At 70.2% G+C, this 13,510-nt stretch carries 13 protein-coding genes; 4 read left to right on the top strand and 9 right to left on the bottom strand.

Features of this window, described 5'->3' with window-relative positions; all coding sequences use genetic code 11:
• Window positions 1-8 precede the first annotated feature (8 nt).
• Window positions 9-359 carry a hypothetical protein gene (locus ACIHAX_RS12190; RefSeq protein WP_355072302.1) on the bottom strand — a complete coding sequence of 117 codons (351 nt, stop codon included), beginning with the start codon at window positions 357-359 and terminating at the stop codon, window positions 9-11.
• 241 nt (window positions 360-600) lie between these two features.
• Between ACIHAX_RS12190 and ACIHAX_RS12185 the strand changes: the two genes are divergently transcribed.
• From ACIHAX_RS12185 to ACIHAX_RS12170, 4 genes are all read left to right on the top strand, one after another.
• Complete coding sequence (locus ACIHAX_RS12185; RefSeq protein ID WP_355072300.1) at window positions 601-1,305, top strand: ESX secretion-associated protein EspG; 705 nt, start codon at window positions 601-603, stop codon at window positions 1,303-1,305.
• A gap of 93 nt (window positions 1,306-1,398) precedes the next feature.
• Window positions 1,399-1,773, top strand: coding sequence for a hypothetical protein (locus ACIHAX_RS12180; protein ID WP_355072299.1), 375 nt, complete (start codon window positions 1,399-1,401; stop codon window positions 1,771-1,773).
• Window positions 1,770-2,972 carry a hypothetical protein gene (locus tag ACIHAX_RS12175; protein ID WP_397277268.1) on the top strand — a complete coding sequence of 401 codons (1,203 nt, stop codon included), beginning with the start codon at window positions 1,770-1,772 and terminating at the stop codon, window positions 2,970-2,972. Before ACIHAX_RS12180 ends, ACIHAX_RS12175 begins: the two co-directional genes overlap by 4 nt.
• A 119-nt stretch (window positions 2,973-3,091) precedes the next feature.
• Window positions 3,092-3,445 (top strand): hypothetical protein, encoded by a 354-nt coding sequence (locus tag ACIHAX_RS12170; protein ID WP_397277266.1) that lies wholly within the window; start codon window positions 3,092-3,094, stop codon window positions 3,443-3,445.
• Window positions 3,446-3,514: 69 nt separating this feature from the next.
• On the opposite strand, the gene proB is transcribed toward ACIHAX_RS12170, so the two are convergent.
• The 8 genes from proB to ACIHAX_RS12130 form a co-directional block, all read right to left on the bottom strand.
• Window positions 3,515-4,615, bottom strand: a complete 1,101-nt coding sequence (gene proB / locus ACIHAX_RS12165; protein WP_397277464.1) for a glutamate 5-kinase — start codon at window positions 4,613-4,615, stop codon at window positions 3,515-3,517.
• A gap of 163 nt (window positions 4,616-4,778) precedes the next feature.
• Window positions 4,779-6,233, bottom strand: coding sequence for a GTPase ObgE (gene obgE / locus ACIHAX_RS12160; protein WP_397277264.1), 1,455 nt, complete (start codon window positions 6,231-6,233; stop codon window positions 4,779-4,781).
• A gap of 121 nt (window positions 6,234-6,354) precedes the next feature.
• On the bottom strand, window positions 6,355-6,621 hold the full coding sequence (gene rpmA / locus ACIHAX_RS12155; protein WP_397277262.1) for a 50S ribosomal protein L27: 267 nt from the start codon (window positions 6,619-6,621) through the stop codon (window positions 6,355-6,357).
• 22 nt (window positions 6,622-6,643) lie between these two features.
• Window positions 6,644-6,955 (bottom strand): 50S ribosomal protein L21, encoded by a 312-nt coding sequence (gene rplU / locus ACIHAX_RS12150; protein ID WP_039796660.1) that lies wholly within the window; start codon window positions 6,953-6,955, stop codon window positions 6,644-6,646.
• 332 nt (window positions 6,956-7,287) lie between these two features.
• Complete coding sequence (locus ACIHAX_RS12145; RefSeq protein ID WP_397277260.1) at window positions 7,288-10,524, bottom strand: translation initiation factor IF-2 N-terminal domain-containing protein; 3,237 nt, start codon at window positions 10,522-10,524, stop codon at window positions 7,288-7,290.
• A gap of 470 nt (window positions 10,525-10,994) precedes the next feature.
• Window positions 10,995-11,411 (bottom strand): nucleoside-diphosphate kinase, encoded by a 417-nt coding sequence (gene ndk / locus ACIHAX_RS12140; RefSeq protein ID WP_355072286.1) that lies wholly within the window; start codon window positions 11,409-11,411, stop codon window positions 10,995-10,997.
• 129 nt (window positions 11,412-11,540) lie between these two features.
• Window positions 11,541-11,957: a DUF4233 domain-containing protein gene (locus ACIHAX_RS12135; RefSeq protein WP_355072284.1), complete on the bottom strand. Its 417-nt coding sequence runs from the start codon at window positions 11,955-11,957 to the stop codon at window positions 11,541-11,543.
• 106 nt (window positions 11,958-12,063) lie between these two features.
• On the bottom strand, window positions 12,064-13,434 hold the full coding sequence (locus ACIHAX_RS12130; protein ID WP_397277463.1) for a bifunctional folylpolyglutamate synthase/dihydrofolate synthase: 1,371 nt from the start codon (window positions 13,432-13,434) through the stop codon (window positions 12,064-12,066).
• Window positions 13,435-13,510 lie beyond the last annotated feature (76 nt).

Below are 13,510 nucleotides of genomic sequence, written 5' to 3'. Positions count from 1 at the left end.
CGGCGGCGCTACGACGTGGCCGGGACGACGAACGCCAGCGTGGCGATCCCCACGGCGCCGTCGGCCACACAGGTGGCCCGCATCGGCTTGCCGACCGGCGTCTGCCGCGACTCGAAGCCGCTGTAGTAGCCGAACACCGGCCCGGACCGCTCCGACGGCAGGAAGAAACCGAGGCATTCGGCTTCCAGCACCGACGCTCCCTCACCGCTGTGGCACAAGGCGGCCGCGTCCGTGACGCCACGGTCGACATAGCAGCCCGCGGGCTCCGCTGCGGCGGACCCGGCTCCGACCCAGGCGAGGCCACCCGCGAGGAACAACAGAACGGTTCCCGCGCCCACTCGCCGCATCATGGTGTGCACCGCAATACCTCCTCGGCAGATCTCAGCCCTACCCGGTCGCTGCCGTGCTCTTCCACTATTTCAGCAGAATCGAAGGGGACGGTCGAGCACGACACCGCCGCGCAAATACTGTTTCTCCAGGGCGGATACCGAACCCATCCGGCGAGGCCGTGGCGTCTCCCCGCGGGAGTTCCCCCGTCCGGCGTCGAGACCGCTAGGCTACGAACAGCATTGGCTGGTTCGGTGAGGATGTGATTCGGCCGTGGAATGGACCTTCACTCCGGACGAGTTCGCCCATATCTGGCGCGAGACCGACCTGGATCGCCACCCCTACCCGCTGCGCATCCTGGAGACGCCCAGAACCGAGGACGACGCCGAGAAGTTGCGCATCGCCCTCGCCGAACGGCTGCCGCTGGGCTCCGACCCCGACCTTTCGGCATGTCTGCGCATTCTGGCCAGGCCGCATACCAGGATCGTTGCCATCGGTGGTACACACCAGCCGGGCGGCGAACTGCGGTTGCTGGCCGCCGCCATCTACGATCGTGCCGTGCTCGCGGTGCAGGAACCCGGCGCGATTCCGGATTTCGGTGGTCGCGTGCGCATTTCGATCGGGCACAGCGCCAAACTGGGCCGGCGGATCGCGGCGCTGCTGCCGAAGACCCCCGCGGGCCGCGAACCCGCTCGCGTCGCGTCCGGGGCCGCCGTGCGCGACCGAGAGACCGTGACCGCGCGGCAGCAAGCAGCGCCGCGGATTCGCAAGTTGCTGCTGGAGCCGCATACCGCAGAGGGCCACATCAGGATCGAGTCGCGGCTCGATCGACCGACCCAGCCCCCGCCGATCCATTACACCTGGATCGATGTGCGCGACGACGGAAGATATCTGATCAAAGCGGGCGACGAGGTGCGCATCGCGCCCGCCTCCGCTGATCAGATCGCGACCCAATTGCAAAAGCGCATACCGATATAGCCCACTTTGGTGACCACTGCCGCCGACTATTGCTGACCCGGCGCTGGGCTTCCGGTTAGTCTGGGGCAGACCGACCGATCTCAGGGGTGAGCGATGACGATCGATACCAGCCGAGCCGATATCGCCCGATTCAAGGAGGCCGCGCAGGCCGGGACCGTCCAGTTCGATCCGGCGGCGGCTCGGCAGTGCGCCGAAATGTACGAACGGCAGGCCGATCGGCTGATCCACCTACAGCAGAGTCTCGAATCCGCCGCGGATCTAGGCGGTTTCGGTGGATTCGTCTCCGCCCAGCAGTTGCAGGCGGGATTCAGCCACAAAGCGCGTGACGCGGCGGCGCTGCTCGACCACTACATCGAAGCGGCCTACCGCATGAAGGAAGCGTTCTTGATCAGCGGAGGACTGTTCGAAGAGGCCGACGCCGCGAGCGCCGCCGCCCTGCGCGCGGTCCGGACGAGGTTGCCCCGATGACCGGTTCCGATCCCACCTACATCAACTCGATGGAGCATTTCGAGTCGATGCGGCACGACGAGATCTACGCGAAGGCACAGCAGATCGATCCCGCGCAGGTGCTGCACGCGTCGACCATCTGGCTCGACGCGGCCAGCACGCTCACCACGTCGTTCCCACTCACCCACGGCGGCGTCGATCGCGTGATGGACGCGGCGGACTGGAAAGGCGCCGCCGCCGACGCCGCTCAGGCTTGCGCACGCAGCTTCGCGGCGTCGGCCGACGAGCTGGCGGCGGTGCTCGGTCAAGTGGGCGCCCGCCTCGGCGGGGTCGCCGCGGCCGCCGAGGCGGTGAAACTCGCGGTGGTGCCGCCCGGCGCTTCCGGACCGGTCGGCGCGATCGCGCAGTTGCTGGAGGCGGCGCACGTCATCGACGCGCAAATGGCGCAGGAGGCGCTGCGCCAAGAGGCCGTGCTCGCGATGAACATGGTCTACAAACCCGCCTATTCCACGGCGGGATCCGCGGTGCCCGCGCTGCCGGCACCACCCGCCGCCACGGCGCCGTCCGCGCCGCAGGCGGTCTCACCCGGCACGCCGCGACACTCGGCACCCGACCAGACATCGCCGAACAACCAATGGTCGCCTGGAACAACGCAACCCGCGCCTGCCGCACCGGAATCGCCCGCACCGTCGCATAATTCGACACCGCCCGGGCCGAAGCCGGATCCGCAACAGACGCCTTCGGCGCCGCCCACCCAGCAGGCTCCGCCGACACAGCAAGCGCCGTCCACGCAGACGCCACAGCCCACGCCGACACCCGAGCCGACACAGCAAGCGCCGTCCACGACCGCGCCGCCGAGTCCCGCTCCGTCGCCACAGACCCCGGCGCCAACGCAACCGCCGAGTTCGTCGGCCCCTCCCCCGCCGACTACCGAACCGACGCAACCGCCGAGTTCATCCGCGCCACCTCCGCCGCCGAGCCCACCACCCCCACCTCCGACCCCGGAACCGACGCAGCCGCCGAGTTCGTCCGCACCGCCACCCGCAACCCCGGCCCCAGCCCCTGCGCTGCCGCCGAGCCCGCCGCAGGCACCGGCACCGGCTCCCGTTCCAGCCGTACCGATGCCCGACCCGAACGGCCAACCGGGCGTCACCGGGCCGGTGGACGGCAGCCAGCAGCAAATTCCGACGACCAACCAACCTGGCGTCGTCCCGTCCTGACGGCCCGTCACCGGAGTCTCCGCAACACGAGCCACACCCCGGTACCTCGGAAACCGTCGGCAGCGCTCCTTGTGGCGGGCGGGCACCTCGACGAGGCTGCTCGCCGCACCGGCGGCACCGTGATCGAGTTCCGTCTGGCAGGGAATGCGACCCCGAACTTCCACCAAGGAGTCATCGCCTACCACGACCATCACGTCGCGGTGGTCGCGCTGCGCGATTCCGCGGTGCTGGCGGTCGCCGACCCCCGGGTGATCGATTTCGATGACGCGGCGATCGAGTCCGGGCCCCTCACATTCATCGAGGCTCCTGACCTGATCGCTGCTCTGGCCGAACAATCAGGGTTCGAACTACTCACAACGGCCGAACTCGCCCAGCCGTTCGATGCGGCAGCCTGGCCCGAACTGGACCGAGACGATGTCCGGTATTGGAGACCACAGACCGTCGGCGACGCGCTCTTCAACTATTGGGACTGAAGCGACCCGCCGTCCCGGCTCCCGGGTCAGTCGCTCGGTCGTACCGGTGACCTGTCGAACGGTGCCTGATCAGACCTTCACGAGGTCGTCGGCGTGGATGACGGGACGCTGCATCGTGTCGGGGAGTTCGGCGGTGGAGCGGCCGAGCATGCCCGCCAGTTCGGTGCTGTCGTATTCGACGACGCCCCGCGCGACAACGCGATTGTCCGGAGCCACCAGATCGACCACGTCGCCGCCGTAGAAGCGGCCACGGACGCCCACGATCCCGGCCGCGAGCAGCGACCTGCGGCGGTCCGCCACCGCTTGGACCGCGCCGTCATCGATGAGCAGCGTGCCGCGGCTGTCCGCGGCGTGCCGGACCCAGAACTTGCGGGCGGACAACCGCACCGGCCGCGCGGCGAACGCGGTGCCGACGGTGCCGGTGGACAACGCGGTAGCCGCCGACGAAGCGGCGGCGAGCAGAACCGGCACGCCCGCGTCCGCGGCCAGGCGCGCCGCCGACAACTTGGACGCCATGCCGCCGGTGCCGAGCGCGCCGCCGCTGCCCGCGATGACGCCGTCCAGGTCGGCACTGCTGCGCACCTCGGGAATCAGCGTGGCCGCACCCTTGCGCGGGTCACCGTCGTAGAGGCCCGCCACGTCCGACAGCAGCACAAGTGCGTCGGCGCCGACGAGGTGGGCGACCAGCGCGGCGAGCCGGTCGTTGTCGCCGAAGCGGATCTCCTCCGTCGCGACCGTGTCGTTCTCGTTCACCACCGCCACCGCGCCCAGCGAGCGCAGGCGATCGAGGGTGCGCTGCGCGTTGCGGTGGTGCTCACGCCGGGAAAAGTCGTCGGCGCTCAGGAGCACCTGCCCGACCGTGCGGTCGTAGCGGGCGAACGACGTGCCCCAGGCATGCGCCAGGGCCAGCTGCCCGACGCTCGCCGCGGCCTGCTTGGTCGCCAGGTCACGCGGACGGCTGGTCAAGCCCAGCGGCGCGATGCCGGCGCCGATGGCGCCCGAGGATACGACCACCACATCGGATCCGGCGCGCATCCGAGCCTCCACCGCGTCGGCCAGCCGATCCAGCCGCGCGGTATCCAGGCCGCCTTTCAAGCTGGTCAGCGCGGACGAACCGATCTTCACCACGACGCGGCGCGCCGCCGCGATCGCCAACCGCGCCTCGCTCAGGCCCGAGGAATCCGCCTCGGCGCTGATAGACCTCACCTGCATCCCCACCGAACTCTTTGCACCACAATCGAATCCACGGTAGTCGGGACCCAGCCGCGAACGATCGAGTCCGCCGGACACGGCGCCCACCGAGGGCGCACGGCGACTCGACCGTGGTCCACGTCTACTCCTCGTCTTCCTGTACCAGACCGCGTCGCACCCGGGACGCGTGCTTGCGCTCGGCCGCGCTGACCCGGTCGGTCTGTTCCAGCCGGATGTCGGTGCCGCGCCCGGTGGGCACCATGTCGATGCCAGCCGAGATCTGCGGCTCCCAGTCGAACGTCACGTCGCCGATGGTCACCGGCGCTCCCGGCTCCGCGCCCAGCCGCACCAGTTCGTCTTCCACGCCCAGGCGCGCCAGACGGTCGGCCAGGTAGCCGACGGCCTCGTCGTTGTCGAATTGGGTCTGCCGCACCCAGCGCTCCGGCCGGGTACCGCGCACGATGAAGCCGCCCGGCTCCTCCGGGTCGGCGAGCACGCTGAATCCGGTCTCGTCGACCGCGATCGGGCGGATGACCGGGCGCTTCGGCGCTGCCCGCGGATGCTCCTCGCGGTACCGGCGCACCAGATCCGCGAGGGCGAAGGTCAACGGACGCAGGCCCACGTGGCTCACGGCGGAGATCTCGAACACCGGCCAGCCGCGTTCGGTGAACTCCGCGGTCACCATCTCGGCCAGTTCGGCCGCATCGGGTACATCGATCTTGTTCAAGATCACCACGCGTGGGCGGTCGGCCAGATCGCCGAGCCCGGCGTCCGCGCTCAGCGCCGGCTGGTAGGCGGCGAGTTCGGCTTCGAGCGCGTCGACATCGGACACGGGGTCGCGGCCCGGCTCCAGCGTGGCGCAGTCCACCACATGGGCGAGCACCGCGCAGCGCTCCAGGTGCCGCAGGAAGTCCAGCCCGAGTCCGCGGCCCTCGCTCGCGCCCGGGATCAGTCCGGGCACATCGGCGATCGTGAAGGTGGTCTCACCGCTGGCGACGACGCCGAGATTGGGTACCAGCGTGGTGAACGGATAGTCGGCGATCTTCGGCTTGGCCGCCGAGAGCACCGAGACCAGCGAGGACTTGCCCGCCGAAGGGAAGCCGACGAGCCCGACGTCGGCGACCGACTTCAGTTCGAGCACCAAGTCGAGTTCTTCGCCGTCCTCGCCGAGCAGCGCGAAACCCGGCGCTTTGCGGGCCTTCGACGCCAGCGAGGCGTTGCCGAGTCCGCCGCGGCCGCCGCGGGCGACGATGAAGCGGTTGCCGGTACCGACCAGGTCGACGAGCACTTTGCCGTCGTCGTCGAGCACCACGGTGCCGTCGGGCACCTTCAGCACCAGGTCGACGCCCTGCTTGCCGTCGCGGTTGCCGCCTTCGCCCGGCTTGCCGTTGCCCGCCTTCGCGTGCGGGTGGAAGTGGAAGTCCAGCAGGGTGTGCACGTTGGAGTCGACCTCGAGGATGACGTCTCCGCCGTTGCCGCCGTTACCGCCGTCCGGCCCGCCGAGCGGCTTGAACTTCTCGCGGTGCACCGAGGCGCATCCGTGGCCGCCTTTACCCGCACGCACATGCAGTACGACACGGTCGATGAACTTGGACATACGCCGAATCATCCTCCTTCGGGACTGGTCGTACTGAGGGCTGCTCGTTCGCGAACACGAAAAACGGGCCAGGGTTCCGAGACCCTGACCCGCTCGCTGTTATCCGGAAGTGGTTCGGCGGTCAGGCCTGAACCGGCTCCGGGGCCACGATGTTGACGGTCTTGCGTCCACGCTTGGTGCCGAACTCCACCGCGCCCGCCGCCAGGGCGAACAGGGTGTCGTCACCCCCACGGCCGACGTTCACGCCGGGGTGGAAGTGGGTGCCGCGCTGACGCACCAGGATCTCGCCCGCCTTGACCGACTGGCCGCCGAAGCGCTTGACGCCGAGTCGCTGGGCGTTGGAATCGCGTCCGTTCCGGGAGCTGGACGCACCCTTCTTGTGTGCCATAGCTGGTTCTCCTCGGGATGTCTTATTTGATGCCGGTGACCTTCAGGACCGTCAGCGGCTGACGGTGTCCCTGGCGCTTGTGGTAGCCGGTCTTGTTCTTGAACTTGTGGATGCGGATCTTCGGGCCCTTGGTCTGCTCGACCACCTCGGCGGCCACGGAAACCTTGGCCAGCTTGTCGGCGTCGGTGGTCAGCTCGGCGCCATCGACGACGAGAACCGGATCCAGCGCCACGGCGGTACCCGGCGCACCCTCGATCTTCTCGACCTTCACCAGGTCACCGACCGCGACCTTGTACTGCTTTCCGCCGGTCTTGACGATCGCGTACGTTGCCATCGGTCGGCTGCCCTTCTTCCTATAGTGCTCGGCACTCGTTCACGCGGCGACACCTCCGGTCTGAATCCACCGGAAACCGCCACACGACTGGTCTGGTAATCGCCACCGCCTCGGCACCTGGTGGCTCTCGGTATCGAACTGTCGAGAACCGGGCCACGAAGACAAAACATGTTGTCACCGGGCAGCGACTGTCCAAGATTACAGGACGGCTACCGCGACGACCAAACCGGCGTTCACCCGCGCACCGCGGCCCTGCCACGCGTTCGCTGCGGGAACGCCTGTGGCCCCCGACCGGAAGGACCGGCGGGGGCCACAGTGGTGTCGGCGAGAACTCAGTTCGCGGCGTCCGGCGCGCCTGCCGGGCGGCCGACCGACCGCCTGCGCGGCCGGTTACGCTGCGGCACCTCGACCGGCTCGGGCTGGGAGTAGTCGACCGCGGGCGCGGGCGCCTGGTCTCCGGTGGGCAGCACGAACACCGCTCCGGAGCTGTCCGCGCCGGGCGCGGCGGCCGAACGGGCAACCCGCCGGCGACGAGCCGGACGGCTCGGGCCCGGCTCGGCGACCCCGTTGGCGGCGGCACCGTTCTCGGTCGTCGCGACGGGCTCGGCAGCCGCGACGGTGTCGGCGACCGGCTGCGGCGCGGCATCCGAGACGGACGCACCGACGGGCTCGGAGACGGGCTCTTCCGCCGGTGCCGACTCGACCTTTTCGACTTGCTCGACGACCTCGACCACTTCGGCGGGCTCGGTCTCCGGCTCCTCGGCGGGCACCGCGACCGCGGCCTCGACGGTCTCCGTGACGACGCGCTCTTCGGCGGCCTCGTCCGCGACGGCGGCCTCGGCCGTGTCCGCGACCCGCGGCTCGGCGAACGTGTCCGCGGTCGCTTCCGGCGCCTCCTCGGACTGGTGCGCGGCCATCGCCAGCGCCACCGGATGCGCCCGTTTGACGGCCGCGTCGTCCTCGGTGGGTTCGGCCGCGGGACCGGACCCGTTGGCAGGCTGGGGAGCCGCCGCGGCAGCCTTGTCCCGGCCTCGACGCCTGCGCGAACCGCTCTCGCGGGTGCGCGCGGCCGGCTCTTCACCGGAGCCGGGCTCCACCGGGTAGCTGTGCACGAGGATGCCGCGTCCGTGGCAGTGCTCGCAGGTGGTGGAGAACGCCTCGACCAGGCCGGTGCCCAGCTTCTTGCGGGTCATCTGGACCAGGCCCAGCGAGGTGACCTCGGAGACCTGGTGGCGGGTGCGGTCCCGGCCCAGCGCCTCGGTCAGGCGGCGCAGCACCAGATCGCGGTTGGACTCCAGCACCATGTCGATGAAGTCGACGACGATCATGCCGCCGATGTCGCGCAGCCGCATCTGGCGCACGATCTCCTCGGCCGCCTCCAGGTTGTTCCTGGTGACCGTCTCCTCCAGGTTGCTGCCGCCCGCGCCGGTGAACTTGCCGGTGTTCACGTCGATCACCGTCATGGCCTCGGTGCGGTCGATCACCAGGGTGCCGCCCGACGGCAGCCACACCTTGCGATCGAGCGCCTTGGACAGCTGTTCGTCGATCCGGTAGGTCTCGAACACGTCGACGCCGTTGTTCTCGTGCCGGGAGACCCTGGCGAGCAGGTCCGGCGCGACGGTGCCGATGTACTTCTCCACTGTGCTCCAGGCCCGGTCACCCTCGATGACCAGCTTGGAGAAGTCCTCGTTGAACAGGTCGCGGATGACCTTGACCAACAGGTCGGGCTCTTCGTAGAGCGTCTTGGGCGCGTTGCCGTCCTTGCCGGTCTGCTCCTGGATGGTGCGCCAGGTCGCCTGCAGCCGCTCCACGTCGCGGGCCAGTTCGGTCTCGCTGACGCCTTCGGAGGCGGTGCGGATGATGACACCGGCGTCGGCGGGCACGATGTCGCGCAGGATCTCCTTGAGGCGCTTGCGCTCGGTGTCCGGCAGCTTGCGGCTGATCCCGGTGGAGGTGCCGCCGGGCACGTACACCAGGAAGCGCCCGGCCAGGCTGATCTGCGTGGTCAGCCGGGCGCCCTTGTGGCCGACCGGGTCCTTGCTCACTTGGACCAGCACCTGGTCGCCCGGCTTGAGCGCCTGCTCGATCTTGCGCTCCTTGCCGCCGAGCCCAGCGGCCTCCCAGTTGACCTCACCGGCGTACAGCACGCCGTTGCGGCCGCGGCCGATGTCGACGAACGCGGCCTCCATGCTGGGCAGCACGTTCTGCACCTTGCCCAGGTAGACGTTGCCCACCATGGACGCGGAACCTGTGCTCGTCACGAAGTGCTCGACCAGGACGTTGTCCTCGAGCACGGCCACCTGCGTCGCGGTGGGGTGATCCGGGAAGGACTTCTCGCGCACGACCATCACGCGGTCCACCGCTTCGCGCCGGGCCAGGAACTCCGACTCGGTCAGGATCGGCGGGCGGCGACGGCCCGCCTCGCGCCCGTCGCGACGGCGCTGCCGCTTGGCTTCCAGCCGGGTGGAGCCGGTGATGCCCTGGACCTCGTCGACCGCGACGCGGCCGCGGCTCTTGTTGCGCGGCTCGCGCTCGTGCACGACCGTGTTCGGCGGATCGTCGTCGGCGGGTTCGTTCTCGCCCGAGTCACCGGCCACCTTGCGCCGACGGCGGCGACGGCGACGGCGGCTCGAGCCTTCCGGCACGCCGTCCTCGTCCTCACCTTCGCCCTCGGCGGTCTCGGCGGATTCCGCCGCATCGGTGGCTTCGGCGGACTCGGCGGCTGCGGGAGCCGACTCGTCGTCGGTCTCGGTGTCCTCGCCCTCGCCGTCGCCATCGGACTGCTGCTCGCCCCGGCCGCGACCGCGCCCCCGGCGGCCACGGCGACGGCGCCGCGGCTGGTCGGCGTCGCCGTGCTGATCGGACGACTCGCGCTCGTCCTCGGTGACCTCGGTCTCGTCCTCGACGGGCTCGGGTGCCTGCTCGTCGGCGCGGCGGCCCGCACGCTCGGCGCGGCGCTGTTTGCGCGCCTCCTCGGCGGCCGCGGCGTCCGGCGACAGGAACAGCGGCGCCTGCACGACGGCGGCGGCCTCGAACACCGCGGGAGTCACCGGCTCCGGTTCCGGCCGCACCGAGTGCGTGAACAGGTGCGTGTGGTTGGCCGGCGCGCTGAGCGGCGGCTGCGCGGTGGACACCGTGTCCGGCGCGGAGAAGATGACGCCCGCACCGGAGAACGGAACGTCACCGGCGGGTGCCGGTGGTTCCGTGGCAGGCGCGGGTCGTTCGGCCGCGGGCGTCGGCTGTTCCGGCGCCGGTTGCTCGGCCACGGGCGCCCGAGTGGGCGCGCCTTCCTCCGGCTGCGCCGGTACGGAGGCGTCTCCCGGCCCGGCGGCGGGCTGCTCGGCCGCGGCGTCCGCCTCGACCGTCACCAAGGCGTCGCGCACGGACTCCGCGACGGCTCGGTCGACGTTCGACTGGGCGCTGCGCGCGTCCGCCCCCATCTCGGTGAGCTTGGCCAGGATGCGCTTGCTCGTCACCCCCAGCAGCTTGGCGAGTGCGTGAACTCGGATTCGCTCCGGCAATTGTTCGGCATCCTGTGATGTTGTTTCCAGCGGCTCTTGATCGGCCACGAAGTCTCCTCGGGCCCCCGGGCGCGTCCCTCCCGGCGGGAGTGACGCGGCCGACGCGGGGGCGCTGTCCGTTCGACTCGCACCCGGTGGGCGCGAGATCAAGTGGTCTCGCCCCGCGTGCCCGGTTATCTCCTCGGTTGTGCGTCGGTCGGGCTAACTGGTCACGCGGCGCCTGGCTGTATGGCTGAACTCCGCGGCGCGAGCGCTCATCCAGCGTGCCTAGACGAACAGCGGACCCGGTGACCAGGCCGTTTGTCCATGGCAGCGATGATCGGCATCGAACCGTGGTGTCATCCGGCTGCCCTCGTCACGTTTCGTTCGCGCACCTGCACGAACAGTCGGCGTCGAAAGCAGCCGATGCCAGTATCCCATACCGCGCGCCGGGCGTTCGCCATCGGCGCTCGACTCGGTCCCGCCCGCGGCGCGAACGCGGGTCTCGCGGCGGCGCGGGCACGACGATCGAGACTCGGTCAGGCGGGCAGTTCGGGGAACCAGAGGGCGATCTCCCGCTTGGCCGATTCGGGTGAATCGGAGCCGTGGACCAGGTTCTCCTGGGTCTCCAGAGCGAAGTCTCCGCGAATGCTGCCGGGCACGGCCTTTTCGACCGGGTCGGTGCCGCCGGCGATCTGGCGGAACGCGGCGATGGCGCGCGGGCCCTCCAAGATGGCCGCGACGACCGGGCCCGAGGTGATGAACTCGATCAGGGACCCGAAGAACGGCTTCTCGGCGTGCTCGGCGTAGTGGCCCTTGGCCAGTTCCTCCGACACGTGCTTCAGCTCCAGGGCGACGATCTTCAGGCCCTTGCGCTCGATCCGTGCCAGCACCTCGCCGACAAGGCCACGGGCCACACCGTCCGGCTTGATGAGTACCAACGTCTGCTCAGTCACGGCGCACAGCCTATCCGGCATACTTCCGGGCACCGCACCAGCGGTCGGGCTGATCGGCTTCCCGGGCGCTCGGCAGGGAGACCTCCGCCGGAAAAAGTGCGACCGGCAGCGTCCTTGGCGGCCCTGCGGCTACGACCGCTGGATGCGCTGGCTCGGCAGCAGCCCTTTCTCCATCCGGCCGCGCACGTCGGCGCGCAGCACCAGGATGAAGCCCCAGACCACGGCGAACACCACACCGATGACGCCGATGGACACATGGATGAACGCGCCGAGCAGCACCAGGACCTGCAACCCGAGGTTGAACGGCAGCGCCCAGGACCGCCGCTGCAACCCGGCCCCGAGGAACATCACCACCGCGAGCACCACGAGATAGGTGCCGGACAACCAGGTCACGCCGCCGCCGACGTCGGCAACCACCGGCAACGCGAGCAACACCACGATCGCCTCGAGCACCAGCGTGCCCGCCATCACCCCGCGGAAGCCCTTCCACGGGTCGGTCGCGGGCGCGGGCACCGACTGCTCGTCTCGTTCGGCCGGTTCGCTCATGCTGTGCCCTCCTCGGCATCCGCCGGGCTCGTGCGGTGACCGGCGCTCATGCGGTGGTTCCCGGTCCCACGATGGTCCAGTGGGCCGCGGTGCACGCACCTGCCGCTCACGCCGGGTCCTTTCCGAACAGCGCGCGAGCCGCGCCCGCTGTGACGACCGATCCCGTGATGATCACTCCCGCGCCGGACACCATCTCGCCCGCGTCGCCCACTTCCTCGGCGATCGCGATCGCGGTCTCCAGCGCGTCGGGCAGGGTGGCGGCGGATACCACGCGCTCGTCGCCGAACCGCTGGACCGCGAGGTCGGCGAGGGTCTCCACGTCCAGCGCGCGGGGCGACCCGTTGCTGGTGACGACGATCTCGTCGAACACCGGCTCCAGCGCGGTGAGGATGCCGTCGGCGTCCTTGTCACCGAGCACCGCGACCACGCCGACCAACTTGCGGAAGTCGAATTCGTCGGTCAGCGCCGCGGCCAGCGCCCGCGCGCCCGCCGGATTGTGCGCGGCGTCGATGAAGATGGTGGGCGCGCTGCGCATCCGCTCCATCCGCCCGGGACTGATGACGCTCGCGAAGCCCGCGCGCACGGCGTCGATGTCGAGCCTGCGCTGCGCGCCCGCACCGAAGAAAGCCTCCACCGCCGCGAGCGCGAGCACCGCGTTGCGCGCTTGATGCTCGCCGTGCAACGGCAGGAAGATCTCGTCGTACACCCCGCCCAGGCCCTGCAACTCGAGTTGCTGCCCGCCCACCGCGATCTGCCGGGCGAGCACGCGGAACTCCGAGCCCTCGCGCGCGACCGCGGCGTCCACCTCGACGGCACGGCGCAGCAGCACCTCCATCGCCTCGGGTTCCTGCTGCGCGATCACCGCGACGTTGTCGCGCGGCACCAGGCTCTCCGGGGCGCGCTTGATGATCCCGGCCTTCTCCCCCGCGATCGAGGCCAGGTCCGGACCCAGGTAATCGGTGTGGTCCAGGCCGATCGGCGTGATCACCGCCACCTGCCCGTCGATGACGTTGGTGGCGTCCCAGGTGCCGCCCATTCCCGTCTCGACGACCGCGACATCGACCGGCGCCTCGGCGAAGGCGGCGTAGGCCATGCCGGTGAGCACCTCGAACTTGCTCATCGCGGGCCCGCCCGCGGCCGCCGACTGCTTGTCGATCATCTCGACGAACGGCAGCAGTTCGCGATAGATCTCCACATACCTCGCCGGGGTGATCGGCGCGTTGTCGATGCTGATCCGCTCGGTGGCCAGCTGCAGATGCGGACTGGTGATCCGGCCGGTGCGCCGATGCAGTGCGGTGAGCAGCGCGTCGATCATCCTGGTCACCGAGGTCTTGCCGTTGGTGCCCGCGATGTGGATCGCCGGATAGTTCTGCTGCGGCGAGCCGAGCAGATCCATCAGCGTGGCGATCCTGGTGAGCGACGGTTCGATCTTGGTCTCCGGCCAGCGCTGGTCGAGTTCCGCCTCGACCAGCGCCATCTCGGCCAGTTCCACCGGCGACGGACCGGAGCCGAGCCGCGCTCCGCCGCCACGGCCCTCGTCGTCGCCGTATTGC

Source organism: Nocardia sp. NPDC051929, from assembly GCF_044548645.1.
GTDB lineage: Bacteria > Actinomycetota > Actinomycetes > Mycobacteriales > Mycobacteriaceae > Nocardia > Nocardia sichangensis.
The sequence above is the reverse complement of the archived record's forward strand: the minus strand, read 5'-3'. Positions and strand labels throughout refer to the sequence as shown.

Bases quoted from the DNA above. Each gene is read 5' to 3' on its own strand.
- ACIHAX_RS12180 (WP_355072299.1), top strand. From the start codon at position 1,399: ATGACGATCGATACCAGCCGAGCCGATATCGCCCGATTCAAGGAGGCC.
- ACIHAX_RS12175 (WP_397277268.1), top strand. From the start codon at position 1,770: ATGACCGGTTCCGATCCCACCTACATCAACTCGATGGAGCATTTCGAG.
- obgE (WP_397277264.1), bottom strand. From the start codon at position 6,233: ATGTCCAAGTTCATCGACCGTGTCGTACTGCATGTGCGTGCGGGTAAA.
- rpmA (WP_397277262.1), bottom strand. From the start codon at position 6,621: ATGGCACACAAGAAGGGTGCGTCCAGCTCCCGGAACGGACGCGATTCC.
- rplU (WP_039796660.1), bottom strand. From the start codon at position 6,955: ATGGCAACGTACGCGATCGTCAAGACCGGCGGAAAGCAGTACAAGGTC.
- ACIHAX_RS12135 (WP_355072284.1), bottom strand. From the start codon at position 11,957: ATGAGCGAACCGGCCGAACGAGACGAGCAGTCGGTGCCCGCGCCCGCG.
- ACIHAX_RS12130 (WP_397277463.1), bottom strand. From the start codon at position 13,434: ATGGCGCTGGTCGAGGCGGAACTCGACCAGCGCTGGCCGGAGACCAAG.